The 26,403-nt window shown below is 56.4% G+C and carries 24 protein-coding genes and 1 riboswitch; of the genes, 12 read left to right on the top strand and 12 right to left on the bottom strand.

Annotated features, from left to right (window positions below; genetic code table 11):
- Positions 1-2 precede the first annotated feature (2 nt).
- Entirely contained in the window at positions 3-1,166 is a 1,164-nt protein-coding gene (gene norW, locus DDA898_RS04680; RefSeq protein WP_038910376.1) for an NADH:flavorubredoxin reductase NorW, read from the top strand.
- Between the two features lie 130 nt (positions 1,167-1,296).
- Positions 1,297-2,160 (top strand): SAM-dependent methyltransferase TehB, encoded by an 864-nt coding sequence (gene tehB, locus DDA898_RS04675; RefSeq protein ID WP_038912438.1) that lies wholly within the window; start codon positions 1,297-1,299, stop codon positions 2,158-2,160.
- A 76-nt stretch (positions 2,161-2,236) separates the two neighbouring features.
- On the opposite strand, the gene ribB is transcribed toward tehB, so the two are convergent.
- A complete protein-coding gene (gene ribB / locus DDA898_RS04670) occupies positions 2,237-2,890 on the bottom strand; it encodes a 3,4-dihydroxy-2-butanone-4-phosphate synthase (protein ID WP_038900426.1) in 654 nt (217 codons plus the stop codon).
- Positions 2,891-3,015: 125 nt separating this feature from the next.
- A riboswitch (FMN riboswitch) is annotated at positions 3,016-3,177 on the bottom strand.
- 160 nt (positions 3,178-3,337) lie between these two features.
- Between ribB and ubiK the strand changes: the two genes are divergently transcribed.
- Positions 3,338-3,622 (top strand): ubiquinone biosynthesis accessory factor UbiK, encoded by a 285-nt coding sequence (ubiK, locus tag DDA898_RS04665; protein ID WP_038910375.1) that lies wholly within the window; start codon positions 3,338-3,340, stop codon positions 3,620-3,622.
- 52 nt (positions 3,623-3,674) lie between these two features.
- On the opposite strand, the gene yjeH is transcribed toward ubiK, so the two are convergent.
- Positions 3,675-4,928 carry an L-methionine/branched-chain amino acid transporter gene (gene yjeH, locus DDA898_RS04660; protein WP_038900424.1) on the bottom strand — a complete coding sequence of 418 codons (1,254 nt, stop codon included), beginning with the start codon at positions 4,926-4,928 and terminating at the stop codon, positions 3,675-3,677.
- 163 nt (positions 4,929-5,091) lie between these two features.
- Entirely contained in the window at positions 5,092-6,018 is a 927-nt protein-coding gene (gene zipA / locus DDA898_RS04655; protein WP_081639216.1) for a cell division protein ZipA, read from the bottom strand.
- 222 nt (positions 6,019-6,240) lie between these two features.
- Here zipA and cysZ point away from each other — a divergent pair, with 222 nt between their 5' ends.
- The 5 genes from cysZ to crr all read left to right on the top strand — a co-directional run bounded on the left by cysZ (position 6,241) and on the right by crr (position 11,131).
- Positions 6,241-7,011, top strand: coding sequence for a sulfate transporter CysZ (gene cysZ, locus DDA898_RS04650; protein WP_038900423.1), 771 nt, complete (start codon positions 6,241-6,243; stop codon positions 7,009-7,011).
- Positions 7,012-7,173: 162 nt separating this feature from the next.
- A complete protein-coding gene (cysK, locus tag DDA898_RS04645) occupies positions 7,174-8,142 on the top strand; it encodes a cysteine synthase A (RefSeq protein WP_013316621.1) in 969 nt (322 codons plus the stop codon).
- A 405-nt stretch (positions 8,143-8,547) separates the two neighbouring features.
- Entirely contained in the window at positions 8,548-8,805 is a 258-nt protein-coding gene (gene ptsH, locus DDA898_RS04640) for a phosphocarrier protein Hpr (RefSeq protein WP_013316619.1), read from the top strand.
- A 47-nt stretch (positions 8,806-8,852) separates the two neighbouring features.
- Positions 8,853-10,580, top strand: a complete 1,728-nt coding sequence (ptsI, locus tag DDA898_RS04635) for a phosphoenolpyruvate-protein phosphotransferase PtsI (protein ID WP_013316618.1) — start codon at positions 8,853-8,855, stop codon at positions 10,578-10,580.
- 41 nt (positions 10,581-10,621) lie between these two features.
- Positions 10,622-11,131: a PTS glucose transporter subunit IIA gene (gene crr, locus DDA898_RS04630; protein WP_013316617.1), complete on the top strand. Its 510-nt coding sequence runs from the start codon at positions 10,622-10,624 to the stop codon at positions 11,129-11,131.
- Positions 11,132-11,420: 289 nt separating this feature from the next.
- Here crr and DDA898_RS04625 read toward each other — a convergent pair whose 3' ends face one another.
- On the bottom strand, positions 11,421-11,975 hold the full coding sequence (locus DDA898_RS04625; protein ID WP_038910374.1) for a winged helix-turn-helix transcriptional regulator: 555 nt from the start codon (positions 11,973-11,975) through the stop codon (positions 11,421-11,423).
- A gap of 536 nt (positions 11,976-12,511) precedes the next feature.
- Here DDA898_RS04625 and DDA898_RS04620 point away from each other — a divergent pair.
- Complete coding sequence (locus DDA898_RS04620; RefSeq protein WP_038910373.1) at positions 12,512-13,477, top strand: enoyl-CoA hydratase-related protein; 966 nt, start codon at positions 12,512-12,514, stop codon at positions 13,475-13,477.
- Between the two features lie 103 nt (positions 13,478-13,580).
- Here the strand turns inward: DDA898_RS04620 and DDA898_RS04615 are convergent, their stop codons facing one another.
- Both DDA898_RS04615 and DDA898_RS04610 read right to left on the bottom strand, forming a co-directional pair.
- Entirely contained in the window at positions 13,581-14,984 is a 1,404-nt protein-coding gene (locus tag DDA898_RS04615; RefSeq protein ID WP_038900420.1) for an ATP-binding protein, read from the bottom strand.
- A gap of 2 nt (positions 14,985-14,986) precedes the next feature.
- Positions 14,987-15,667, bottom strand: coding sequence for a response regulator transcription factor (locus DDA898_RS04610; RefSeq protein ID WP_013316613.1), 681 nt, complete (start codon positions 15,665-15,667; stop codon positions 14,987-14,989).
- 227 nt (positions 15,668-15,894) lie between these two features.
- Between DDA898_RS04610 and DDA898_RS04605 the strand changes: the two genes are divergently transcribed.
- On the top strand, positions 15,895-17,112 hold the full coding sequence (locus DDA898_RS04605) for an efflux RND transporter periplasmic adaptor subunit (protein WP_038900419.1): 1,218 nt from the start codon (positions 15,895-15,897) through the stop codon (positions 17,110-17,112).
- A gap of 3 nt (positions 17,113-17,115) precedes the next feature.
- Complete coding sequence (locus tag DDA898_RS04600) at positions 17,116-19,062, top strand: MacB family efflux pump subunit (protein WP_038910372.1); 1,947 nt, start codon at positions 17,116-17,118, stop codon at positions 19,060-19,062.
- A gap of 35 nt (positions 19,063-19,097) precedes the next feature.
- On the opposite strand, the gene cysM is transcribed toward DDA898_RS04600, so the two are convergent.
- From cysM to DDA898_RS04580, 4 genes are all read right to left on the bottom strand, one after another.
- Entirely contained in the window at positions 19,098-19,979 is an 882-nt protein-coding gene (gene cysM, locus DDA898_RS04595; RefSeq protein WP_038910371.1) for a cysteine synthase CysM, read from the bottom strand.
- 85 nt (positions 19,980-20,064) lie between these two features.
- On the bottom strand, positions 20,065-20,964 hold the full coding sequence (locus DDA898_RS04590) for a Dyp-type peroxidase (RefSeq protein ID WP_038910370.1): 900 nt from the start codon (positions 20,962-20,964) through the stop codon (positions 20,065-20,067).
- Positions 20,965-21,190: 226 nt separating this feature from the next.
- Positions 21,191-22,486 carry a cytosine permease gene (locus DDA898_RS04585; RefSeq protein WP_038910369.1) on the bottom strand — a complete coding sequence of 432 codons (1,296 nt, stop codon included), beginning with the start codon at positions 22,484-22,486 and terminating at the stop codon, positions 21,191-21,193.
- 14 nt (positions 22,487-22,500) lie between these two features.
- Positions 22,501-23,190, bottom strand: a complete 690-nt coding sequence (locus DDA898_RS04580; protein WP_038900415.1) for a helix-turn-helix transcriptional regulator — start codon at positions 23,188-23,190, stop codon at positions 22,501-22,503.
- Positions 23,191-23,551: 361 nt separating this feature from the next.
- Between DDA898_RS04580 and DDA898_RS22065 the strand changes: the two genes are divergently transcribed.
- Positions 23,552-23,839, top strand: coding sequence for a helix-turn-helix domain-containing protein (locus DDA898_RS22065; RefSeq protein ID WP_071604503.1), 288 nt, complete (start codon positions 23,552-23,554; stop codon positions 23,837-23,839).
- 120 nt (positions 23,840-23,959) lie between these two features.
- Here DDA898_RS22065 and DDA898_RS04575 read toward each other — a convergent pair whose 3' ends face one another.
- Entirely contained in the window at positions 23,960-25,234 is a 1,275-nt protein-coding gene (locus DDA898_RS04575; RefSeq protein WP_152490668.1) for a glycosyltransferase, read from the bottom strand.
- A 447-nt stretch (positions 25,235-25,681) separates the two neighbouring features.
- Positions 25,682-26,272: an RpoE-regulated lipoprotein gene (locus DDA898_RS04570; protein WP_038910368.1), complete on the bottom strand. Its 591-nt coding sequence runs from the start codon at positions 26,270-26,272 to the stop codon at positions 25,682-25,684.
- Positions 26,273-26,403 lie beyond the last annotated feature (131 nt).

Below are 26,403 nucleotides of genomic sequence, written 5' to 3'. Positions count from 1 at the left end.
TCATGTCTGACGACATCATTGTTATCGGGGCGGGTTTCGCCGCCCGGCAACTGATTAAAAACCTGCGTAAGCAGGATACCCAACGCCCGATTCGCCTGATCACCGCCGACAGCGGCGATGAATACAACAAACCGGAGCTGAGCCATGTGATCAGTCAGCATCGCCCCGCCGACGATCTAACGCGCATGAGCGCGGCGCAATTTGCCGAAGAACAGCGGATTACGCTGCTGGCGCACACCTCCGTCACCGGCATTGATGCCGGGCGACGGCAGGTTATCTGCGATACCCGGCACTATGATTATCACACACTGGTGCTGGCGACGGGCGCCAGCGCCGTGATACCGCCGGTTCCCGGTCATGAGTGGATGCTGACGCTCAACAGCCAACAGGAATATCGCCGGGCGGAAACACGTCTGACGCAGGCGACTCGCATTCTGATACTGGGGGCGGGTTTGATCGGCAGCGAACTGGCGATGGATATGGCGCAGGCCAGCAAGCACGTCACGCTGGTGGATCGGGCATCGCATCTCCTTTCCGCGCTGCTGCCCGTCGACATCAGCGCCCGGCTGCAAGACGCCTTGCTGCGACAAGGCGTAGAGCTGATGCTCAATAGCGGACTTCAGCGGTTGGAGAAAACCGACGCCGGCCTGGAAGTCACGTTGATGTCCGGGCGCACGCTGGAGGTCGACGAAGTGATCTCCGCCATCGGATTGCGCGCCAATACCTCGCTGGCAACTGCCGCCGGTCTGACGGTGAATCGCGGCATCGTTACCGACAGTCAGATGCGTACCTCCGATCCGCATATTTACGCACTGGGCGACTGCGCCGAAATCAACGGCAAACTGCTGCCCTTTTTGCAACCGATTCAGCTAACCGCCAACATTGCTGCCAGCAGCATTATAACCAGCACCAGTAATACGGCTGACCAGATACGGGGAGGGAACGGTTCCCTCACCCTACCCGCAATGCTGATTAAGGTGAAAACCCCGCTGTTTCCATTACAGCTGGCTGGCGAAACACAGAACCCGGAGCTGGTCTGGCACACCATCGCCGATCGTGGCGGAATAGTGGCAAAAGGGATGGAAGGAGAGCAACTGCGGGGGTTCGTCGTGGGTGGCGATCGCATGAAAGACGCCTTTCCGCTGTTACGGCAACTGTCATCATGAGTCGCCATCATATCGATGTAATGGTCGCCATACGGTCAGCAGATTATTTGATGTATTTACAATACATATTTCTGGTCACACCATCGCGTGATTAATAGAATAGCCGGATACGCGGATGCACGAGGTTTTTATGCAAGAACTGATTTGTTATAAACACATGCCGGTATGGAACAGCAGCACGCTGCCTGCGGCATTCCAGGAAAAACACAACACTAAAGAAGGTACCTGGGCAAAGCTACAGATTTTAAAAGGCGAGCTGACGTTCGACCTGCTAACAGAACAGGGTGACACCAAAGAGCGCTTCCAGTTCTCACCTCAGCAGCAACCGCCCTATATTGAACCGCAGTGCTGGCATCGCATCGTCTCATTTTCAGACGATCTGGAATGCCAGTTGGGCTTTTACTGCTCGGCGGAAGACTATTACCACAAAAAGTATGAGCTGACACGCACCCACTCGGAAGTGATCAACGCCCTGCGTTATGTTCAGCCGGGAAAAGCGCTGGATCTGGGCTGCGGCGGCGGGCGCAACGCGCTCTACCTGAATCTGAAAGGGTTTGACGTCACCGCCTGCGACAAAAACGCGATGAGCATTGATTCACTTAATAGCATCATCGCCGGCGAACCGCTCAGCCGGATTGATGCGTTCGTCCACGACATCAATCTGGCCGATATTCGTCACCAGTACGATTTCATCCTGTCGACAGTGGTGTTTATGTTTCTGGAGCGGGCGCGGATCCCGGCTATCGTCAGCAACATGCAGCAACACACCGTCGCCGGGGGCTATAACCTGATCGTCGCCGCCATGTCCACCGACGATTTCCCCTGCCCGATGCCGTTCTCGTTCACCTTCGGGCACAACGAGTTGCACGACTATTATCGTGACTGGGAGATCGTGAAATACAACGAGGATGTGGGAGAACTGCACAAAACCGACGCCAACGGCAACCGTATCAAACTGCGCTTTGCCACGCTGCTGGCGCGCAAACCTGCCTGAAGCCGACGCCTGAAAACAATCAGGGCCGGAAAACCGGCCCTGCGGGAACAACAGTCAGCGGCACGCCGCCGGATAATCAGCTGGCTTTACGCTCAGCCGCCTGGCGGTAGGCCACCAAATCTTCGATGGTCAGTACCGGCATAGCGTGCTGTTTCGCGAAGGCGATCACTTCCGGCGCGTGGGCCATGGAACCATCATCATTCGTCAGTTCGCACAACACGCCGAACGGTTTGAACCCGGCCAGACGCATCAAATCCACCGTCGCTTCGGTGTGGCCGCCGCGCGCCAGCACGCCGCCCGGCTGCGCACGCAGCGGGAACACATGGCCGGGACGGTTCAGGTCGCTCGGGCGAGCGTCATCGGCAGTCGCCACGCGAATCGTGGTCAGACGGTCAGCGGCGGATACGCCGGTGGTGACGCCTTCGGCGGCTTCAATCGTGACGGTGAACGCGGTCTGGAAATGGCTGGAGTTGTTTTCCACCATCATCGGCAGTTCCAGCTTCTGGCGGCGTTCCTCGGTGAGACACAGGCACACGATGCCGCTGCCGTGACGGATGGTCAGCGCCATCTGCTCAACGGTCATGGTTTCGGCCGGGAAAATCATGTCACCTTCGTTTTCACGATTTTCATCGTCCAGCACCATCACACCGCGGCCGTGACGCAACGCATCCAGCGCACGTTCAACACGTTCGACAGGGGTACCGAATTCGGAAAGTAAAGTCTGATTCATGGTAAAGAAACCTCATTGTTAATATGGATTACCAGAATCAGGGCGAACTTGAGGAGCCGCTTTTGCACTGAATAAACAGGCAAAAACGCAAAAATAACGCGGGCAGGCGTAAGCCTGTCAGAAACCGTTACTCTCTCCCATCCGGACTATTACCGTCGGCCCCGGAATTGCACCGGATCTGCTGACCTCAAACGATACCGCCTGAGCGCTCGCGGGCTTCCAGCTGGCCTGATGGCGCAAACTGGTTTACCGCCGGTGGGGAATTACGCCCCGCCCTGAGAATAAGCAGGGCTACTATAGCGCTAACCGGAGGGACGGGCAATCTCTAACGCCGCTTATGGATCGCAAAATTCATCGCATGAAAATCACTTTTTGTTTATACCGCTTCAGTCTGGCATTACACTTGGGCTATATAGGCCATTTCGTCAAACAGTTCAGGAAAGCGTCATGATTGACCCGAAAAAGTTAGAGCAGATTGCCCGTCAGGTGCAGGAATCCATGCCAAAAGGCATCCGGGAATTTGGCGAGGATGTGGAGAAGAAAATCCGTCAGATTCTGCAATCGCAACTGGGCAAACTGGATTTGGTCAGCCGCGAAGAGTTTGATGTGCAAACCCAGGTATTGCTGCGAACCCGCGAGAAACTGGCGCTGCTGGAGCAGCGTCTGAGCGCGCTGGAAGCGAAAGCCGCAGGCAGCGAGCCGACATCACAGCCGCCAGCCGATCCGCAGTAATCCCTGCCGGCGCGGTGCCAGACAGGGCTTTCTGCCCTGTCTGCTTTCACTTTCACCCAGCCGTCACGGCCTCGCGTCTGGCTGGCAGCAGCAACCACAACGCCGCCAGCATCCCCAACGCATACAACGACTTCCAGCCGAGCGTCAGCAACAGCGCCGCGCACAGTACGCTGCCGACGCTCGCCATCACGCGGGAACGCCCGCGCAACAGACGCCACCCCGCCAGCATGCACAGCAGATAAATCAGAATGAAAATGCCGTTGGCGTAAACGATCAGCTCGGATAGCGGCAAGTTCAGCCAGTAAATGACCAGACAGCAGATCAAACAGCAAGCCACCACCAGCGATAACGCATTCACCGGCGTACGCGACGCCGATAAACGGGCCAGCCGGCTCTCTTCTGGCGCCTGCGACCACACCAGCCGGGCAAAGCCCTGAGTATAGATATTCACGCTGGCAAAACAGGCGAGATAGCCCACTATGCAGGCCAGCCACAATGCATGATCGCCGAACAGACGCACCACGATACCGGGCAAAGACGCAGTAGCCGCCTGATGAGGGCCATACGCGCCGAAATGCAACACCGCGACAGTACATCCCCAGTAAACGGCGCCCGCCAGCAGCATACCGATCAGCAACGCGCGTGGAAAATCCCGCTCGGGCGATTTGAACTCCGTCGCCAGATGGGCAAAAGCCTCCAGCCCGACGAAGCACCAGAACATCACCGCCAGCGCATCCAGCATCTTCGTTCCGCTAATGTCCGCCAGCGCAGGCCACGGAATCTGGGACGGCATAATCCGACCCTGCCACCAGATCGCCGCCACCAGTAAGACCACCAGCAGCGCAATCAGCGTCTGTATCGTGGCGCTGGAACCGGCGCTGCGCATGCCCAGCAGCCAGATCACGGCCAGCGTCAGCAATTGCACCAACAGTAAGCCGCCCGCCGTCAGGCCAAAGGCCGCCTGCCAGAAACCGGCGGCGATTTGCATCGCCGCGGGCAAACCGACCGGGATGACCGACAAAAATAACCAACCGGTGACCCGGGCCAGACGGGGGCCAAACGCCAGCCGAACAAAATGCGCCGCGCCGCCGGCATTCGGGAAGTGCCGGCCAAGCGACGCAAAGGCGATAGCGATTGGAAACACCAGCGCAATCAGCAGCGGCCAGGCCCACAGGCTATCGCCTCGCGCCTGCTCCGCCACCAGTGCGGGCACGGCAAACACGCCGGTCCCCAGCAACGAGGTCGACAACAACCCGATGCCCTGCACCAGCCCCAACTCCTGTTTTAACGTATTACTGCCGCCCACTGTCTACACCTTGTCGCCAGCTGGCACGCATCTTGCCCCGCGCCGACGCATTGAACGTGAACGCCGCACGGACGAACACGGTGAAAGTAAAAAGCCCCCGCGGACGGAGGCTTCTGAAAACTACAAGTATTAACGACACATTCGCCGTTATTCGCCCTGAACGTTATTCGCCATTAGCCTTGAGTACCGCACGAATACGAGCTTTATAGGCTTCCACTTTCTGCGGCGTCACCAGACGACGCTCGTCGTCCAGCACAACGCCGCCCACGTCATCGGCGATACGCTGAGCCGACTGCAGCATCAGCTTGAAATTCTGGCTGGCGTCGCCGTAAGACGGCACCATCATGAAAATCGACACACCCGGCGTGGTGAACTCGGACATCGCGTCCACATTGAAAGAACCGGGTTTGACCATGTTGGCCAGGCTGAACAGCACCGGGCCGCTGCCCGCCGGATTGACGTGACGGTGGAAAATGTTCATTTCGCCGAACTGGAAACCGGACTGCAACACGCTTTGCAGCAACAATTCGCCGCCGATCACACCGCCCTGATGCGCCGCCACATGCAGCACCAGCACGGCTTCCTGCTGCTGTGCGGCCGCGGGCGCGTCTGGCGCCGGCGGTTCGGGTTGCCGGTCATAGGCTTCCGACACAGTCTCGTCGACAGTGCGCGCAACGGGTTCGGATACCGGCTGCGGTTGCTGATACTGGGGAGTGGGCTGAGGCTCCGCACGCGGTGCCTCAGGCTGAACGGGCTGACGCAACGGCGCTTGCGGCTCGACGTCATCCAGCAGCGGATCATAGGCCGCCGGTTCCTGCCCGAAGGACGGCGCTGAACGCTCGCCCGAAGGCGTATAGTTGCCGGGCGAAGGATTCTGCTGGCCGCGGGAATGCGTTACCCGCACCTCGCCGACCCCTTCATCAAGCTCCTCCAGCGGGGCGTCGTCACGCTTTGGCTTCAGGCGTTTTACCGGACGATCGCGGAAAAGGGACGAGCGCTCCTTACGGCTTGTCCAAAGACCATGCAGTAACAGTGCTATAATTGCGATCGCGCCAACAACAATCAAGATCAGACGCAGGTCCTGCATCATTGCTATCCCAGTTATTCCAATACGTTGCCACTACGGCAAATACACATACCTCTAACTGTATTTGCCTGTGTACCCAAGTGCAAGTCTGGGCGCTAGTTTATGATAATAAAGATCGACTGCGGGCATTTTTTTGCCGTTTTTTCATGCAAATCGCAACTAGCCAGCTGAAAATCATCCCGATATGATGCCGTAACCTGCATATCATAGGGTGAGAACAGCACCATGTCTTACACGCAACACCTTGATCCCAAACACAGCGGCCTGCATTACTTTCTGAAAGGCTGGCAACTTCTCTCACTGCCCGGCATCCGCCGTTTTGTCATTCTTCCCATGCTGGTTAATATCCTGCTGATGGGCGGCGCTTTTTGGTGGTTGTTCCACCAGCTTGGCACCTGGATACCGCAACTGATGACCCATGTGCCGGACTGGCTGCAGTGGCTGAGCTATCTGCTCTGGCCGCTGGTGACCCTCTCCGTGCTGCTGGTGTTCAGCTATTTTTTCAGCACCATCACCAACCTGATCGCCGCGCCGTTCAACGGCCTGCTGGCGGAACAGTTGGAAGCCCGGTTGACCGGCCAGCCGCTGCCGGCCAGCGGTATCCTTGATATCGCCAAAGACGTGCCCCGTATCATGCGGCGAGAAATTCAAAAACTGGCCTACTATTTACCGCGGGTACTGGTATTGCTGCTGTTGTATTTCGTGCCCGGCATCGGCCAGACGGTGGTGCCGGTGGTGTGGTTCCTGTTTGGCGCCTGGATGCTGGCAATCCAGTACTGCGATTACCCGTTCGACAACCACAAAGTCGGCTTTTCAGCCATGCGGCAGGCGTTGCGGCAAAACAAGCTAACCAATCTACAGTTTGGCGCGCTGGTCAGCCTGTGCACCATGGTGCCGGTGCTTAATCTGTTGATCATGCCGGTGGCGGTCTGCGGCGCCACGGCCCTGTGGGTTGATCGTTATCGTCACCTTTCCGGCACACTGCACCGAAGCTGAGTGGGAAGGATATTGGCGCTAATATGTTCTATAACTGGATATTGATGAAAACATATTTCCTCAGAACATATCGATATAGCGATTCTTTCCTTCACTGGCTGTCCCGAACGAGTATTCTCTCTACGGTTCGCAAAAATTTCATACAGTTATTAAGGACGGGCTATGAGTAAGATCTACGAAGACAATTCTTTCACTATCGGCCATACGCCGCTGGTTCGTCTGAATCGCATCGGCAATGGGCGTATTCTGGCTAAGGTGGAGTCGCGTAACCCGAGCTTCAGCGTGAAATGCCGTATCGGCGCCAACCTGATTTGGGATGCCGAAAAACGCGGCGTGCTGAAGCCCGGCATCGAACTCGTAGAACCGACCAGCGGTAATACCGGTATCGCACTGGCGTATGTGGCGGCGGCGCGCGGTTATAAACTGACGCTGACCATGCCGGAAACCATGAGCATTGAACGCCGCAAACTGCTCAAGGCGCTGGGCGCCAACCTGGTGCTGACCGAAGGCGCCAAAGGCATGAAGGGCGCTATTGCCAAAGCCGAAGAAATCGTGGCCAGCGACCCGCAACGTTACCTGCTGCTGCAGCAGTTCAGTAACCCGGCCAACCCGGAAATTCACGAAAAAACCACCGGCCCGGAAATCTGGGAAGACACCGACGGCGAAGTGGACGTGTTCATTTCCGGCGTGGGCACCGGCGGTACGCTGACCGGCGTTAGCCGTTACATCAAGAACACCAAGGGTAAAGCCATCATCTCCGTTGCCGTTGAGCCAACCGACTCGCCGGTCATCACCCAGGCGCTGGCTGGTGAAGAGATCAAACCCGGTCCGCACAAGATCCAGGGGATCGGCGCCGGTTTCATTCCAGCCAACCTGGACCTGAAACTGGTCGATCGCGTTGAGCGCGTCACCAACGAAGAGGCTATCCACACCGCGCGCCGTCTGATGGAAGAAGAAGGCATTCTGGCGGGGATCTCTTCAGGCGCAGCGGTAGCGGCGGCCCTGAACCTGCTGAAAGAAGAGGAATTCGCCAACAAGACCATCGTGGTGATCCTGCCCTCTTCCGGCGAACGTTACCTCAGTACGGCGTTGTTTGCCGATCTGTTCACCGAACAGGAACTGCAGCAGTAAGCTTCCCCTGGTCACAAATGTGATTTAAAAGTTAAAAAAGCACCCTCCGGGGTGCTTTTTTGTGGCCGAGTTCAAACTTTCTGTTACTTACACATTGCTTTTCCCAGTCAGGTTTAGTATTTAACCGGACAATTATTTTGATGCGTGAAATTAATATCCGTCGAGGCCCCCACATACGGATATCATTCCAGCGACATGGAGCAGCATGGCCGGACGCTTCATCATCGCAGGAAACAGCACGGGGCATTGTCGACGTTAACCAGGGGTAAGCGCACACCGTTTTCCTCAACCGCATCCCGGCCTGTCCTGAACCATTCAGGGCAACCAAACAGGCTAAAGTTAAGTACATACACTAAACTTTAGTTCCACAACATGAACCTAATCCAACAAGTTGGGGAAAACAGAATGTTCCAGCAAGAAGTAACGATTACCGCGCCGAATGGCCTGCACACTCGTCCCGCCGCACAGTTCGTGAAAGAAGCCAAAGGATTCACCTCTGAAATCACCGTTACCTCCAACGGCAAAAGCGCCAGCGCCAAGAGCCTGTTCAAATTGCAGACCCTCGGTCTGACCCAGGGTACCGTGGTCACCATTTCCGCCGAAGGTGAAGACGAGCAGCAAGCCGTTGAGCATCTGGTTAAACTGATGGCTGAGCTTGAGTAAACGGCCCGCTCTCTTTAGTGAACATCAGAATCAAGTAAGGTAGGGTTATGATTTCAGGCATATTAGTATCACCGGGAATTGCTTTTGGTAAGGCGCTGCTACTGAAAGATGACGAGATCGTCGTCAACCGGAAAAAAATCTCTGCAGACCAGGTCGATCAGGAAATCGAACTCTTTCTGACGGGTCGCGCCAAAGCCTCGAAGCAGTTGGAAGCGATCAAGCAAAAAGCGGCTGAAACGCTGGGGCCAGAGAAAGAAGCCATCTTCGAAGGGCATATCATGCTGCTGGAAGATGAGGAATTCGAGCAGGAAATCATCTCCCTGATTAAAGACGACCACGCGTCCGCGGACGCGGCGGCGTTTTCCGTCATCGAGACCCAGGCGAAAGCGCTGGAAGAACTGGATGACGAATACCTGAAAGAGCGCGCCGCGGATATGCGCGACATCGGCAAGCGCCTGCTGAAAAACATTCTGGGCCTGCACATCGTCGACCTGGGCGACATCCAGGACGAAGTGATTCTGATTGCCAAAGATCTGACCCCGTCCGAAACCGCGCAGTTGAACCTGGACAAGGTGCTGGGTTTTATTACCGATATCGGCGGCCGTACGTCCCATACCTCAATCATGGCGCGTTCGCTGGAACTGCCCGCTATCGTGGGCACCACCGATGCCACCCAGAAAATCAAGAATGGCGATTTCATCATTCTGGACGGGGTAAACAACAAGATTTACCAGAATCCTGATCAGGCTACCATTGACCAGCTCAAGGCCGTTCAGGAACAGTACAACACCGAGAAATATGAACTCGCCAAACTGAAAGATCTGCCGGCCATCTCGCTGGACGGTCATCAGGTGGAAGTGTGCGCCAACATCGGTACCGTGCGCGACGTCGCCGGCGCTGAGCGTAACGGCGCGGAAGGCGTGGGCCTGTATCGCACCGAATTCCTGTTCATGGATCGCGATGCCCTGCCGACCGAAGAAGAGCAGTTCCAGGCCTACAAAGCCGTCGCGGAAGCGGTGGGCGAGCAGGCGGTGATCGTGCGCACCATGGACATCGGCGGCGACAAAGACCTGCCGTACATGGACCTGCCGAAGGAAGAGAACCCGTTCCTTGGCTGGCGTGCGATTCGTATCTGCCTTGATCGCAAGGAAATTCTGCATTCGCAGTTGCGCGCTATTCTGCGTGCGTCCGCGTTCGGCAAACTGCGCATCATGTTCCCGATGATCATTTCGGTGGAAGAAGTGCGTACGCTGAAAGCCGAACTGGAGATGCTCAAAGGCCAGTTGCGTGCGGAAGGCAAAGTGTTCGACGAAACAATCGAAGTCGGCGTGATGGTGGAAACCCCGGCCGCAGCGGCCATCGCCCATCATCTGGCGAAGGAAGTTGACTTCTTTAGTATTGGGACAAATGACTTAACCCAGTATACTCTGGCGGTAGATCGTGGGAACGAGCTGATTTCTCATCTCTATAACCCGATGTCTCCGGCCGTGTTGACCCTGATCAAGCAGGTGATCGACGCCTCGCACGCCGAAGGCAAGTGGACAGGCATGTGCGGTGAACTCGCGGGTGACGAACGTGCTACACTACTGCTGCTGGGGATGGGTCTGGATGAATTCAGCATGAGTGCCATCTCGATTCCTCGCATCAAGAAAATTATTCGCAATGCCAACTACGAAGATGCGAAAGCGCTGGCGGAGCAGGCATTAGCCCAGCCGACAGCAGAAGAGTTAAGCAGTCTGGTAAGCCGGTTCATTAAAGAAAAGACGCTTTGCTGATACCGCTGTGCTGACCCAATATTAATGCTTAGGAGAAAATCATGGGTTTGTTCGATAAACTGAAATCTCTGGTTTCTGACGACAAGAAAGAAACCGGCAGCATCGAAATCATTGCCCCGTTATCCGGTGAAATCGTCAACATCGAAGACGTGCCTGATGTGGTATTCGCAGAGAAAATCGTCGGCGATGGCATCGCTATCAAACCTAGCGGTAACAAAATGGTCGCGCCGGTGGACGGCACCATTGGTAAGATCTTCGAAACTAACCATGCTTTTTCCATCGAATCAGACAATGGCATCGAACTGTTCGTTCACTTTGGTATTGATACCGTTGAACTGAAAGGCGAAGGCTTTAAACGTATCGCGGAAGAAGGGCAGCGCGTCAAAAAAGGCGACGTGGTCATCGAGTTTGATCTGCCGTTGCTGGAAGAGAAAGCCAAGTCTACCCTGACCCCGGTCGTGATCTCCAACATGGATGAGATCAAAGAGCTGATCAAACTGAGCGGCACCGTTGTCGTTGGGGAAACCCCGGTTATTCGCATCAAGAAGTAAGCGAATCTCCATGTACCTGTAGGTGCAATGTATAACGCGTTAATTCTTTAAGAACGCCGCAACAGCTAACTGTTGCGGCTTCTTTTTTTAGCGCGCCAAAACAATATAGTTATTGCCGGGCCGATAGTTATTGCCGGACCGATTGTATGGGACTTGCCGTCACCGCCTCATATCACATCAATTATTCGCCACACGGGTAATAACGTCATACCGATTTAAAGCGTCGTTGTGTAGAACCGGAATGACGTCATAAAGAACGTCGTCATCGCTGGTAACATCCCGTTTTTGCTCATTTAGTCTTAGGCTCTGAGATTGAGTTCTCGCTCAAGAGAGTCGTGGTGTCGCCTTCATAACGTCGATTAGTATGAGAAAGTCGCCAGCGCACCAAATCGTCCGCACCAGGCCCTTCCGCAAAGGCAATATCCTCGCTGCCTAACGGCTCCCCTGTTTTCTGATCGATGAAGCTCCACCGCACATCGGCACCCGTTTTTCGATTCACAAATTTTAGTGGCGGAACTGAAGCGCCGGATAGGCCTAAACCATCCCCAATCTGGGAGAGCACCACCATGACCGGGGCAAGCTGCTGACCATGCGGAGTTAATAGGTATTCAAATCGTTCAGGATTCACTTGATAGCGGCGCCGCTCAACAAGACCATTGGCCTCAAGATGTTTAAGTCGGTTGCTTAGCGTCGCATTGGTTACGCCGGATGATTGACGTAACTCGTCATATCGGCTGATGCCAAAGACAAGATCACGAATAATCAACAACCCCCAGCGATCGCCAATTGCGGCCATCACGCCGGCAATTGAACACACCATTCCATCAAAACCTTTCGATCGCATTGATCACCCCAAGCCAGCCCCTTGGATAAACCATTAATTATAGAAATCCCCCCATCAACCGCAAAGCCTTATTTAGGCATGCGGTAGCCGATGAGCTCAGGCCACTCAGGGAGTGATCCCCGCAGATCCAGCATTCGGTCGGGCGCTTGCGTGGCAAGTTACTCTTATTATAAGATTAACTATACGTACTGATGCTTCGGCAGGTTGACGTCACAAGGTGATCCTGTCTCACCATGATCACGGCAACGCCCCAGACAGAGGCGTTCACACTTGCTGTCGCACAAGACAACCAACGTCATTCCCCCACCAGCGTCAGTCTCAAGGCTGCCTGGTGATTCTTTGCCATACACCAGGGCTTTTTAATACTCGGGTTTATCTGTAAGCGTCATACGACTCATCGACCGTCTGACGATGTTCACCGGGTCACAAGTCAGCACTTCATCGAGCGGATGGGCTGAATCTGGGCATCGGTGGTTTTTTCAGTGTGATGTTGACCGAGCACAGCAGGCTAGACTACCCAAACTGGAGCGTAATAAGTGGAAGAAAAACTTGATCTAACGCGCCGTACATTGATTAAGGCAACAGCCACCCTCGCCGCCGCCGTACCGACAATAGCGATGGCGACATCCGCAGCACTTGGTGCAGAACAGACACCATCCCCCGCGACAGAAACAGCGACGCAACCAACAACCCTCGTTGACGTTCCTCCAGGGCCAAACACAAAATTATCGATCGAACGCCGGGGGCAAGTGGTGTTACTGGGGCTCAATCGCCCTGTCGTCCAAAACCGTATCGATCCTGAAACATTCCAGGCACTGGCAAGAGCCATATACGACTACGATCATGATCCTTCTCTGCGAGCGGCTATCTTATTCGGTCACGGGGACAATTTTTCTCGGGGTATTGATGTGGATGCCTATAAAGCAACCGTCAATAACAACGGAAATATTCTGGCGGGCCTGAATCATGTCATCAGTCCGCTTAACTATGGTCCGACCCGGCGTTCCAAACCGCTCATCGCCGCCGTGCACGGCGACACTTGGAATATGGCTCATGAGCTATTCTTGTCAGCGGATATCCGGGTAGCGGCAGAAAATACGAGGTTCGGTCAGGATGAAAACTCCCACGGACGTTTCCCCGGAGGCGGCTCAACCGTTCGGTTCGTGCGCGAAGCGGGATGGGGTAACGCCATGCGATTCATGCTGACAGGGGACCATTGGGGAGCGGAGGATGCATATCGCATGGGAATATTGCAAGAGATCGCCGAGACGCCTCAGGCAACGCTAGACAGAGCCATAGCTATCGCCAACAAAATCGCGGCATGCGGCCCAATCGGCGTGCAAACCACGCTGGCATCGGCGCACCTGGCCGTCGATTCCAGTGACGCCATAGCCTTCTCCCAACTCGGCACACAGTACAGCGCGCTTTATCGCACCAAGGATTTTATCGAAGGTATGGCTGCACAAGCCGAAGACCGCCCCCCCGTATTTCATGGTCATTAATCAGGCGGCGAGTATCGCCACCGACAAATGATTCAGGACGCCAAATCACCACAGGGCAGTGGCTGTTTTGGCGTCAACTTGCTACAGGAATCAGTAAGCCAGGCTACTGCCAGCGAGGAATGCAGATACGGATCTGCAACCCGCCCTGGTCGCGATTCTCCGCTTCGATGCGGCCGCCGTGCGCCACCACCGCCTTGCGGGCGATAGCCAGCCCGAGTCCGTAACCTTTGCCCGACTGCGGCGAATCAATGCGCATGAAGGGATCGAAAATGCTGGAGAGCTTGCTTTCTTCCACGCCCGGCCCGCGATCCGCTACGCCGATACACCACTCTTTCTCATCCCGTGACAGCGTGACCAACACCTGCTGACCGCGCGAAGAGAAACGCAACGCATTGCGGATAATATTATCCAGCGCATGCCGCATCAGCTCCGCCGAACCCTTGACGGTGTAATCGTCGTAATCGCTGATGCTGAGCGCGATATCCACCCCCGGCACCTGCGCTTCGTAACGGGCATCGTTGACTACCGCATTCACCAGCCCGAGCAGGTCGAAATACTCTTCGTTGTTGACCGCGTTGTTTTCGGCACGGGACAGCGTAAGCACTTCGCCGATCATCTTGTCCATCCGTTCCGCTTCACGCTCGATGCGCTGCAACGCATTTTCCACGTTGTCGGGATTCTGCCGCGCCAGCCCTATCGCCAGTTGCAGCCGGGCCAGCGGCGATCGCAACTCGTGGGAGACATCGTGCAGCAGTTGCTCGCGCGCGCCGACCAGCACCGACAGGCGGCCAACCATCGCGTCAAAATCGCGCGCTACATCGCCGATCTCATCGTGGCGGCGACGCATCGACGGATAAAGCCGTACCGACAGGTCTCCCTGTGCGACCCGCTCAAAACTGGCCCGCAACCGGCTCAGCGGACGCGCCAGATTCCAGGCCAGCATGCCGCTGAACAACAGGCCGCCCAGCGCGCCAATCCAGATCATCGGCGGCGGCAAATGCAGGAAAAACGGCAACGGCGCAGGGATGTCCTTCGGTATGACATCATTCCGCCAGCGAGTGGTATCGAAGCTAATCCGGTAACGCTGCCCATCGGGGCCGTCCACCACCTGCTTCGACATCTTCTCAAATTGATCCAGTAACCCATCCGGCCCCGGCCCAAACCCCGGCAGCTCGGGTCGCCCAAGTGGCCCACCCGGTATCCCCATTCCCGGCAGCGAGGTATTCCCAGCCATATCTTCGTTATCGCCGATAACCGAAACGTTGATATAGACACGTTCGTTCTTCGGCCAGTCGGCCAGGGTACGACCCAGCTCAGCCATCCCCCCCTGACGCAGCGCCTGCGCCGCCAGCGCCATTTGCAACGACATGGTATGTTTTCCCTGACGCACTTCCGGCGGCTCGGGGCGCTCGCCGTAAAATGAGAACCCTACCCACAGCAGTTGTGAAATGACGAAGAACGTCAGCCACAAGCCAAGCAGGATCTTCCAGAACAGCCTTCCATGCATAATTAACGAATCCGGTATCCGACGCTGCGCACCGTCTCGATGGTCAGGTTACACCCATCCAGCGCCGCCAGCTTTTGACGAATATTGCTGATGTGCACATCCACGCTGCGGTCATAAGCTTCCCGACGGCGTCCCAGGCATTTCTCCGACAGCTCATCCTTGGTCACCACCCGCTCGGACGAGCGCATCAGCAGCTCCAGCAGGTTGAATTCCGAAGCGGTAAGATCAAACGCCTTGCCGCGCCACTCGCTGCTGCGGGTGGAAGGGCAGATCGCCAGCTCGCCATAGTTCAACGTCCCGGTGTCTTCGCTTTTTTCCGCCTTGTCTTCATAACGGCGCAGCACCGCGCGCAGACGCGCCACCAACTCTCGCGGATAGCAGGGCTTCGGCACATAATCATCTGCCCCCATTTCCAGCCCGATCACGCGATCGATATTATCGCCCTTGGCCGTCAGCATAATGATGGGAATCGAGCGGTTGCGACGCACCTGCCGCAGTACGTCAATTCCGCTCATATCCGGCAGCATGATGTCCAAAATCATCGCGGTATACTGATCGGACATGGCGCCGTCCACCCCTTCCTTGCCGGTCATCACCTGTGAAGTGCTGAACCCTTCCGCCGTGAGGTATTCACACAGCATGTGCCCCAGTTCAGCGTCATCGTCTACCAGTAAAATTTTCATATTTCATTCCCATGCATTGTTACCGCTCCTATTGTCAGGGCTGGTTGCAATCCGCGCAGCACCATTTACGGAATCCTTACCTTTCATTGTTCAAAACATAACGCATCCGAAGCGGGATGACGGGTAAATTATACGTAGCCCGTGTTCCCTGATTCAGGGACACGCCGCGTGTTCTGTCTATGTTCTTCGTTTCGGCGTTTTACTCAGCCAAGGATGCTTCTGTTTTGATGAGATACCGACCCCGCTCCAGCCGTTTCTGGTGGATTCTGACCGGCCTTGCCGCGCTTACCCTGTTCGTCGCCTTTCGCCTGTCCCGACCGGCGCCCCCGCCGAATTATATTACGGCCACGGTGGATGTCCGCGATCTGCAACAGACCGTGCTGGCCGACGGTACCGTCAACGCGCGTAAACTGGTGAGCGTCGGCGCGCAGGTTTCTGGGCAAATCAAAGCATTGCATGTCTCGCTGGGCGATAAGGTGAAACAGGGGCAGTTGCTGGCCGAAATCGACGATTTAACCCAGCAGAACACGCTGCGGGACAGCAAGGCGGCGCTGGATAACATTCAGGCGCAACGTGCCTCCAGACAGGCCACGCTGCGCAATAACCAGCTCAGTTGGCAACGCCAGCACAGTCTGATGCAGAAAGGCGTCGGCGCGCAGGCGGATTACGACAGCGCCAAAGCCACGCTGGACGCCACGCAGGCCGATATCGACGCGTTGGACGCCCAGATTGTACGAGCGAAAATCGCCGTCAACACCGCGCAGGTCAATCTGGGTTACACCAAGATTGTCTCGCCGATGAACGGCACCGTGGTGGCGTTGCCGGTCGAACAGGGACAAACCGTCAACGCGGTGCAGAGCGCGCCGACCATCGCCAAGGTCGCCAACCTCGACACCATGACGATTGAAGCCAAAATTTCGGAAGCGGACGTTATCAACGTCAGGACCGGCATGCCGGTGTGGTTCACTATTCTCGGCAATCCGAACAAGCGCTATCAGGCGGTGCTGCGCGCCATCGAACCGGCGCCGGAATCCATCAGCAGCGACAGCAGCAGCACCAGCGGCAGTGGTACCACCACCAGCAGTACCAGCAGCAGCTCCTCCAGCTCCGCCATCTACTACAACGGCCTGTTCGATGTCGACAACCCGGACGAAACCCTGCGCATTTCCATGACCGCACAGGTTTATATTCTGCTATCGGAAGCCAAACGCGCCATCGTGGCGCCGGTCAGCGCGCTGATTAACCGCCAGGGAAAACTGTTTGTCCAGGTGACCCAGCCGCAAGGCCGGCCGGAACTACGCGAAGTGACCACCGGCATCAGCGACAACGCGTATATCCAACTGCTCTCCGGCGTGCAGCCCGGCGAGGAGGTGGTGATCAGCCAACAGACGGCAAGCGACAGTAGCGGCGCGTCGTCTGCACCGCCGCCGCCGATGGGGTTTTAAGCCATGAGCACGCCTCTGTTAGCGCTGCGCCGGCTCCACCGCCGCTTTATCAACGGTGAACAACGCGTCGATGTGCTGAAAAACATCAATCTGACGATTCATGCCGGTGAAATGGTGGCGATTGTCGGCGCATCCGGCTCCGGCAAATCCACGCTGATGAATATTCTCGGTTGTCTGGATAAACCGACGCAGGGGGATTATCAGGTTGCCGGCGTTTCCACCCTGACGCTCAATGACGACCAGCTTGCCGCGTTGCGCCGCGAGCACTTCGGGTTCATCTTCCAGCGTTATCACCTGCTTAATGACCTGAACGTCGGCGACAACGTAGAAATGCCAGCGGTGTATGCCGGTCAGTCTCGCCACGAACGCCGCCAGCGCGCCGCCGCCCTGCTGGCGAGACTCGGCCTCGCCGGTCGCCTGCGGGACTCGCCCAGCCAGCTATCGGGCGGGCAACAACAGCGCGTCAGCATCGCCCGCGCGCTGATCAACGGCGGCCAGGTGATTCTGGCGGACGAACCCACCGGCGCGCTCGACAGCGCCAGCGGCGAGGAAGTGCTGTCGATTCTTCACGAGCTGCATCAGCAAGGGCATACCATCGTGCTGGTCACCCACGATATGCGCATCGCCCGGATGGCCGGCCGCATCATCGAGATTCACGACGGTGAAATCGTGGCCGACCGCAAAACGGCCGACGACATGACGCCGGCGCCCCCGACTCCCCCGGCGCCGCTACCGGCCAGAACGCTGACCAGCGGGTACGACCGGCTGCAGAATGCCTTCAGGATGGCGCTGCGCGCCATGAACGCCCAGCGGATGCGCACCTTCCTGACCATGCTGGGAATTATTATCGGCATCGCCTCGGTGGTGTCGGTGGTGGCGCTCGGCAAAGGCTCGCAGCAGCAGGTGCTGGAACACATCAACGCCATGGGCACCAGTACGCTGGAGATCTTTCCCGGCAAGGATTTCGGCGATATGCGCTCCGCCGCTATTCAGACGCTGCGCGTCAACGACTTGCGGCCGCTGGAACAGCAACCCTATATCCACAGCGTCACGCCCACCGTCTCCACCTCGGTAACGCTGCGTTACGCCAGTAAAGCGGTATCGGTCAGCGTCAGCGGCGTGGGCGAGCAGTTCTTCACCGTGCGCGGTTATGTTCTGTCGCAAGGCAACGGTTTCTCGTCGCTCAGCGTTGAACGCCTGACGCAGGAGGCGGTGATCGATCAGAACACCCGCAATAAATTATTCCCCAACGGCGAGAACCCGCTTGGACAGGTGATTTTTCTCGGCACGTTGCCCTGTCGCATTATCGGCGTCGCCACCCGTAAACAGTCTGGCTTCGGCAGCGATGAAAACCTGAATATCTGGGTGCCCTACACCACCGTGATGCGTCGCATGGTCGGCCAGTCGTACCTGCGCAGCATTACCGTAAGGGTTAAAGACAACATCGACCTGAGCGTGGTGCAACAGGGCATCACCCAGATTTTGACCCGCCAGCACGGCAACAAGGATTTCTTCGTCATGAACACCGACAGCATCCGTCAAACCATCCGGCAGACCACCGCCACCATGACGCTGCTGGTGTCCGCCATCGCGCTGATTTCGCTGATTGTCGGCGGCATCGGCGTGATGAACATCATGCTGGTGTCAGTGACCGAGCGCACGCGGGAGATAGGCGTACGCATGGCGGTCGGCGCGCGTACCGGCGACATCATGCAGCAGTTTCTGATTGAGGCGGTGCTGGTGTGCCTGTGCGGCGGGGTATTGGGCGTAATGCTATCGTTGCTGGCGGGCGCCATCGCCAGCCGCGTCAGCAGCGTGGCGTTCCTTTACTCTCCCACCTCAATGGTGGCGGCGTTTCTCTGTTCCAGCCTGATTGGCGTGATTTTCGGCTTCTTCCCGGCGCGCCGTGCGGCCCAGTTGCAACCGATTCACGCGCTGGAACGGGAATAACCGCCGGGATAGCGGTGATGGCTGGCGTCTATCCGTCAGCCAAACACACCGGTAGACAAGTAACGATCGCCGCGGTCGCACACCACGGTGACGATCAGGCTGCCGGGCTGTTCGGCGGCGATACGCAGCGCGCCCGCCACCGCGCCGCCGGAGCTGACGCCGCAGAACACCCCTTCCACCCGCGCCAGTTGTTGCATGGTGGTTTCCGCCTCCTGCTGCGACATATCCATAATCCGGTCCACTAGCTGTGGCTGAAAGATACCCGGCATATAGTCCGGCGACCAGCGACGGATCCCGGGGATCTGACTACCGTCCTGCGGCTGTAGCCCGACGGTACACACCGTTTCGCTCTGGCTTTTCAGGTAACGACTCACGCCGGTGATGGTGCCGGTGGTGCCCATGCAGGAAACGAAATGGGTGAGGCGCCCCTGCGTTTGCCGCCAGATTTCCGGGCCGGTGGTGGTGAAGTGCGCCAGCGGGTTGTCCGGGTTGTTGAACTGGTCGAGCAGCTTGCCTTCACCCGCCTGCGCCATCTGCCGGGCCAGATCGCGCGCGCCCTCCATTCCCTGTTGCTGGCTGACCAGCAACAGTTCCGCACCGTAGGCGCGCATCGCGGCCTGCCGTTCCAGGCTCATGTTTTCCGGCATCAGCAGACGCAGCCGGTAGCCTTTCATCGCCGCCACCATCGCCAGCGCGATACCGGTGTTGCCGCTGGTGGCCTCAATCAACGTGTCGCCCGGCGTAATCTCGCCCCGATGCTCCGCCTGCCGGATCATCGACAACGCCGCCCGATCCTTCACCGAACCGGCCGGATTATTGCCCTCCAGCTTCAGCCAGATTTCGCTGCCGGTGTGCTGAGCCAAACGTTGTAATTTAATCAGCGGCGTATTGCCGACGCAGTGTTCAAGCGTGGTCACATTTTCTCTCCGGGGGGGGCGTCAGGCGGCGCCAAAAAAACAGGCACCGCGGTGCAGTGCCTGACTGTAGCAAAACCGGATTCTGTTATAGCGACAATAGACGATCAATAGAAGGGGCAAAGAAGTAACTGCCGCTGACCGCGCGGGTAAAGCGCAGCATATCGTCGCGTTTGCCGTCGCGGTCGCCGAACATGCTCAGCAGTTGCTGCTCAATGTTGTAGAGACGGGCGCAGTAAGCCGTGAAATACAGGCCGTGCTTGCCGCTGGCGGTGCCGTAAGGCAGGCTCTGACGCAGGATTTTCAGCCCTTTGCCGTCTTCCTTGAGGTCGACGCGGCTCAGGTGCGAGGTCACTGGCCGCGACTCGGACGACAGCTCTTCGTTATCGTGTTTGGTGCGGCCGATCATCTGTTCCTGCTGTTCCACGCTCATGCGATTCAACTGGCGCAGATTGTGTTCCCAGCGCTGGACAAACACGTAGCTGCCGCCTTCACCCGCCTGACCGTCCGGCACGATGGCGACGTCACGCCGGGCGTCGCCCTGCGGATTTTCGGTGCCGTCGACAAAACCGCTCAGATCGCGGTCTTCCACCCAGCGAAAGCCGTGGGTTTCCTCTTCGATGTTGATGGTGTTGCCGAATGCCGCCAGCACCGCCTGCGCCAGCGAAAAGTTGACGTCATGACGCAACGACTGGATGTGAATCAGCATGTCGCGCTGAGTGGCCGGCGCCAGTCCGTTACCCAGCGGCGTGAAGGGTTTGAGTTCCTGCGCGCTGTTGTCGCTATCCAGTTCGCGCCAGACGTCGTAGCCAAAGGCGATCACCGCGCCAAGACCCGCGTCAGGGAAACGTTGCTGCAACTCGGTCAGCGCCTGACAAAACTTCTTACACCCCTGGCGGATGGCATCAAATTCACCCTGTACCATAGCCTCCATGAAGATGGCAAAACGGCGATGCTCCAGCAAAATACCGCTTTGAATTTGTGTCATCTGTTGCTTCCTCACATTACTCGGTGCAGTTTCGCGCGCGCCGGCAAACCATGCCGGGCTGCTATCTCAATGCTGCTATATCAATAAAAGACGCGAGGCGTGACCACCACGCCTCAATCTGTTCACATGATATCAGACGATGTTGACGATAACAGGATAACCTTACCGATAAAGGTGGAAAGCGTAGGTGACTGTTTTCGCAAGGATGATCAACGTAGCGGTCGCATTACCTACCCCGGATGGATTTCGCCGTCGGTAACGTCGCCTTGATCATCCAGTACAGCACACTGGCCGCCAGCAGCGAATTCAGCGCCGGAATCCCCCATGCGGTAAACAACCCAACGGCGCTCCCCATCAGACTGGCGATAATCGCCGGCCAGCCGACGTAGGGCGTGCTGCCCGCATCCGGTAGTTCGCCGCGCCGACGGCTTTCGTCCAGCAACCGCCGGCTGGTACGCAGAATATAGTAATCCACCAGCATCACCCCGATAACCGGCGGGAAGAACACCCCCAGCAATGTCAGGAAATCCACGAACCGGTCCAGAATGCCGATCACCGACAGAAAGGTGCCGATAAAACCGATCAACAACGTGATGGCCTTGTAACTCAGCTTTCTGCCGGTGATGCCTTCCACCGCATTGGCAATACCCAGTGACGATGAATACAGATTGATGTCGTTGATGCGCAAGGTAGAAAAAATTACCGTAATCAGCCCGATACCGCCCGCCGTCTGCGACATGATGGTCACGATGTCGGCGGTATTGAGCGCGCGGGCAATCAGGATCGCCAGTCCGTTGACGATAAATTCGCCGATAATGATCGACAATATGGTGATCCAGAAAACATGCCGCCCGCGACGAGAATAGCGCGTCATGTCAGGGGTGATCAGACTTGCCACAATACAACCGCCGACCACCATGGTCGCACCGGCGCTCACCGAAATAGCCTCGCCAGATACGCTTTTTTGCAGCAACTCGGTAATGTTATGCCCGGTCAATGTCATGGTCGAAATATAGCCGACTACCATGATAAACAACGGCACCGCAATTCTGGCGGTGTAGCGTAACGCACTGAAGCCGAAGGTAACCAGTAACGTCAGTACACAACCGGAAAGCGCCGCCGACCAGCCAAACCCTAATTGATCGCCTAACGCAAAATTAAGCGATTTGGCAAACACCGCGTTTTGTACGCCAAACCAGCCCAACAGGCTGACGGCGATAATCGCGCCGATAAACACCGCCCCCATCCGGCCAAAACCGCACCAGCGCGCCAGCAAACTGCCGGACAATCCCTCCTTCATGCCCGCGTAACCCAGCCCCAGCGTGACGACGCCGAAAATCGCGCTGCCGATGGCGATCGCCAGAAACGCCTCGCCGAGCGTCATCGAATTCCCCAGCACCGCCCCCAGCATAAACTGGTCCAGCGCGGTGAGCATGCCGATATGAACCAAAGCCACATTGAAAAATGGCAACCGGACCGACGCCGGAACCCGGCTCACCGGATAATCATCAATGTTTTCCATTTCACCCATCCTTGCTAGATAAATAAAATACCTTTGGTCAGCAATGAGTGAGGTATAAAGCCGTCCAGCCCCTGTTGATAACAAAACTCTTCAAACTGATTGAACGAATGCACACCGGCTTTTTGGTACATGTTTTGTATTCTGTTTTCGATCGTTCTGTTGGACAGGTTGAACCGCTTTGCGATTTCTTTGCTGGAAAAACGCCGCAACACCAGAAAGAGTGTATCCAGTTCAGCGCGAGTAAAAAGATCGGTGGTTATTTCGGCTTTCAATACGGTTGGCTTACGCTGATCAATATGAATCAGCGGCGATAATGTGGTCATCGGCCGGGCATTCCACAAAATGCCCACGCATTCTTTTGCCTGATTAAAAAGAGGAATTTTTTCACTGATATACGGCGACAGTTCTGCTTTGCCAAACCAGTAATGGGTTTCAATAACAGTAACCCGTTCAGCACGGATCTCCGTTCGACGATCGTGTTCAATAAAATCACCCGATAATTCCGCCCAGGCGATCGGAAATTCTTCGTCGGATTTTCCCTCAATATCAAAACGTACCGGCGTATTAGTGTAACTGTATGCTGGCGTGTTCATATACACATGGCGAGACGCCAGATCCTTGATTCCCCATGGCTCATTCATCCCATCCAGCAAGGGAATAAACGAGCGCAAATAATCGTGGTTAACGGTCATTACAAGCGACATCCTGTTTATTAAATATCTTTCGCCAAATTTTAGGATGGTATTTGGTATTCAGCATCACCAATTATTAACCAGATAATTAGTTTTAATTTAAATATATTCCATTGAATTTATTTCATCCATCATACTTTCACAACCGCAACATCCAACACGTTTCCATTCATTAACTATATCAAACACTTCCTTGCCTTATCCTTCATGTAACCAAACAAATACCTGCTTTCATCAGATTCATGGCACATGATATCCCTAATTTTATTAAATTAAATTTAATTCAAGAGTATTTTTTACCTATAAAAGTGTGTAATAGTAAAAGTCTGTCACAACCAAAATAACAACCAGCCACAAGCATCGAGGATAAGTCATGCGCGCAAGGAGAATGGACTGGCATTCCGCCGATATCATTGCTGCATTGAGGAAGAAAGGAACATCACTCTCAGCGGTCTCACGAGAAGCAGGATTAAGTTCAAGTACATTGGCAAACGCCTTATATCGCCCCTGGCCGAAAGGGGAATTGCTGATTGCCAACGCATTAGGCGTTAAGCCGGAAGAAATATGGCCGAGCCGTTATTATGACCCTCAGACCCATACCTGGGTTGATCGTAAAAAACTGATGCGAAATACCGCTAATAAATCCCAGGCATCAGTCTGAATATTCGCCAACACGCAACAGGGAAACGTACCGCCTCACCCACAGGTGAAAAAAAACCACCGTACAAATGACAGTGGTTTATCCAGACAACGTGCTTTAGATATAAGCGACGTAAAACGCTTACCCGATTGCCGCCACCTCTTCCGCAATCGCCTCCAGCGCGTGATGACGCGCGCAATCCGCCTGAACCCAACGCGCCCGCTGGGTATAACCGGGTTGTTCGAGGATGCGCGTCACCGCGTCGGCAATCTGCTGCTCGCCCGGCGTGCTGGTGCCGAGATTCAGCCCACAGCCGGCAAACACCACCCTCGCCGCGGTTTCCAGTTTGTCTTCTCCCGTACCGGCCACAATCAACGGCACGCCGTGAGACAACGCCGCGTTAAGCGAACCGTATCCCCCGTTGGTAATCAACAGCGCCGCCCGCGGCAGCCAGTGCTCCAGCGAGACAAAACGGCACACCCGTGCGTTTTCCGGCACCGAAGCGGCCAGCGCTTCCACCGGCCGGCCGCCGGTGGTCGCCAGCACCCGGACGGGCAGGTCGGCCAGCGCGCGTAACGTCGGGCCAATCAATTGCTGCAAATCCACATTCGCCAGCGTTCCCTGCGACACAATCACCAGCGGCCGGGTGTCCTGCGGCGGCCACAGCGCCTGTTCCGCATCCTCCTCTGTCACCTTCAACGGCAACGGCCCCACAAAGCGTACGCACGACGGCAAATCATCGCGGTGATATTCCAGTTCGGTGGTGGACAATTGCAGGAAACGGTCGCAGCCGCTGATCAGCGCGTCGGCAAAGGGTGCGGTTAGCGGCTGTTGTCCCGACTGCACCATCACCGTATCGAACGCCTCTTTCACGCCGGCGATCAGTTCGCGGGTTTCGTCGTCGATCAGTTGTTCGCGGGTCAAATCCGGCGGCAACAGCGCGGGCGGGATACGCGGCCCGTAGAAGATCGAATCGCGGGAAGAAAAGGACAGCGGCGTCACGCCAATGCCAATCACCGGCGGGCGATCCTCGCTGGCCAGCAACGGCAGAATGCCGTAGAAACAGTTTTCCGCCATCACCACGTCCGCCTCGGTTTGCGCCAGCACCGCGCGCAACTGGCGGTCGATCAACGGAATAGGCGCGGAGAAGAATTCGCGCAGCGCCAGCGCCATCTGCGCGTTGCCGGGCGGCAGAGTGGCGCGCCTGGGAAAATGGCGCTCCAGATAACGGTAGTCAAAATCGATCGCTTCATCGAACGCGATAAACCCGACGCCGGCGGCCTGCGCCTGCTCACGAAACAGCGCACCGCTGAACAGGGTTACCCGGTGCCCTTTGGTCAGCAGATGACGGGCGATGGTCAGCATAGGATAAACATGCCCCGGCGTTGCCACCGCGGCCATCAGGATGTGGGACATCAAAACTCCTTATTGAGCATTATCGGTGTGCGGATCCAAACGCGATGCGAATACGCACATCAGACTTCCTGTACAGGTGATAGTCGCAGCCAACGGAACCACTATCGGCTGCCGGTCACACACAGCGCATGGTGTCAGCAATCTGTATGCAGATTTATATGTTAGCGTCAGGCGAGTGCGGATACAGCACCGGATGCGGTCCGGATCATATTCAGAAGAAATGATAAATCAGCAGGGTAAGACGCAGATAAAGCGATGATGAAAGGCAATAAAGGCAGTGAGTCATCAGGGGATTTTTCAGTAATTCAGCACAGAATAAGCACCAAATACTTTAACAAAATTAAACAATAAATCTGATGAAAATGACATTACGACGTAAAACACGGCGGCGATATGAACCGGGACAGCGTCATCCCGGCGCATGAATTCATAAACTATACTGATGAATTATTCTCGTCCCTGCGCGTGCCAGACGATCTTGCTGACCTTCCAGCTTTTGAGAATATCGTCGGATGGCATCAAGCCTTCCGGTCCGCTCCAGTTGCCGGAGAACAGGTAGCTGACGTGTTTACCCTGCGGCGCCACGCATTCTACGCTGCGAGCATCCGCGCCCTGTCCCGGCTGACAGAGGCCAAACGCCTTGCTGTAAAGCGAACTGAATTCATCACCGATTTTCACACCCCACTCGCTGGCGATCGCCTTGTCCATCACCGCCACCTGCGTGACCTGGCCTTTCGGCGCGCCGCTGATTTCCAGCCTGACGCTGTCATCCTTAAGCGCTTCATAGATCGATACCAGCTTGCCGTTGCGGGTTTCCATACCGCCGCGCAGGCGATAATCGCCGTTCAACGCGTCGTTCAATACCGACTCCAGCATCGGCGTCCTGGCATTAATGTCACCAACGCCGGCGTCCGATACCGCCAGACGATGACCGAACCAGTTAAACGGCGACAAACTGGACCAGGAAAAACCGGATAGTGTGCTGCACCCCGCCAGCAACAGTGGGAAAGCCAGAAACAACGGACGCACTTTTGTCACTCTCGACTCCTCAACATAAAACGGCGCCGACTCAAAGAGCCGGCCCTGCCATAGCGCTGGCTCTTTGAGTCCGCCGCCGGCAGAAAGTGCCGTAAAATTCGCGCCGGTTGATCCACGGCGCGCACATGCCG

It is taken from the genome of Dickeya dadantii NCPPB 898 (assembly GCF_000406145.1).
Lineage (GTDB): Bacteria > Pseudomonadota > Gammaproteobacteria > Enterobacterales > Enterobacteriaceae > Dickeya > Dickeya dadantii.
This window is presented reverse-complemented; position numbering and strand designations above follow the sequence as displayed.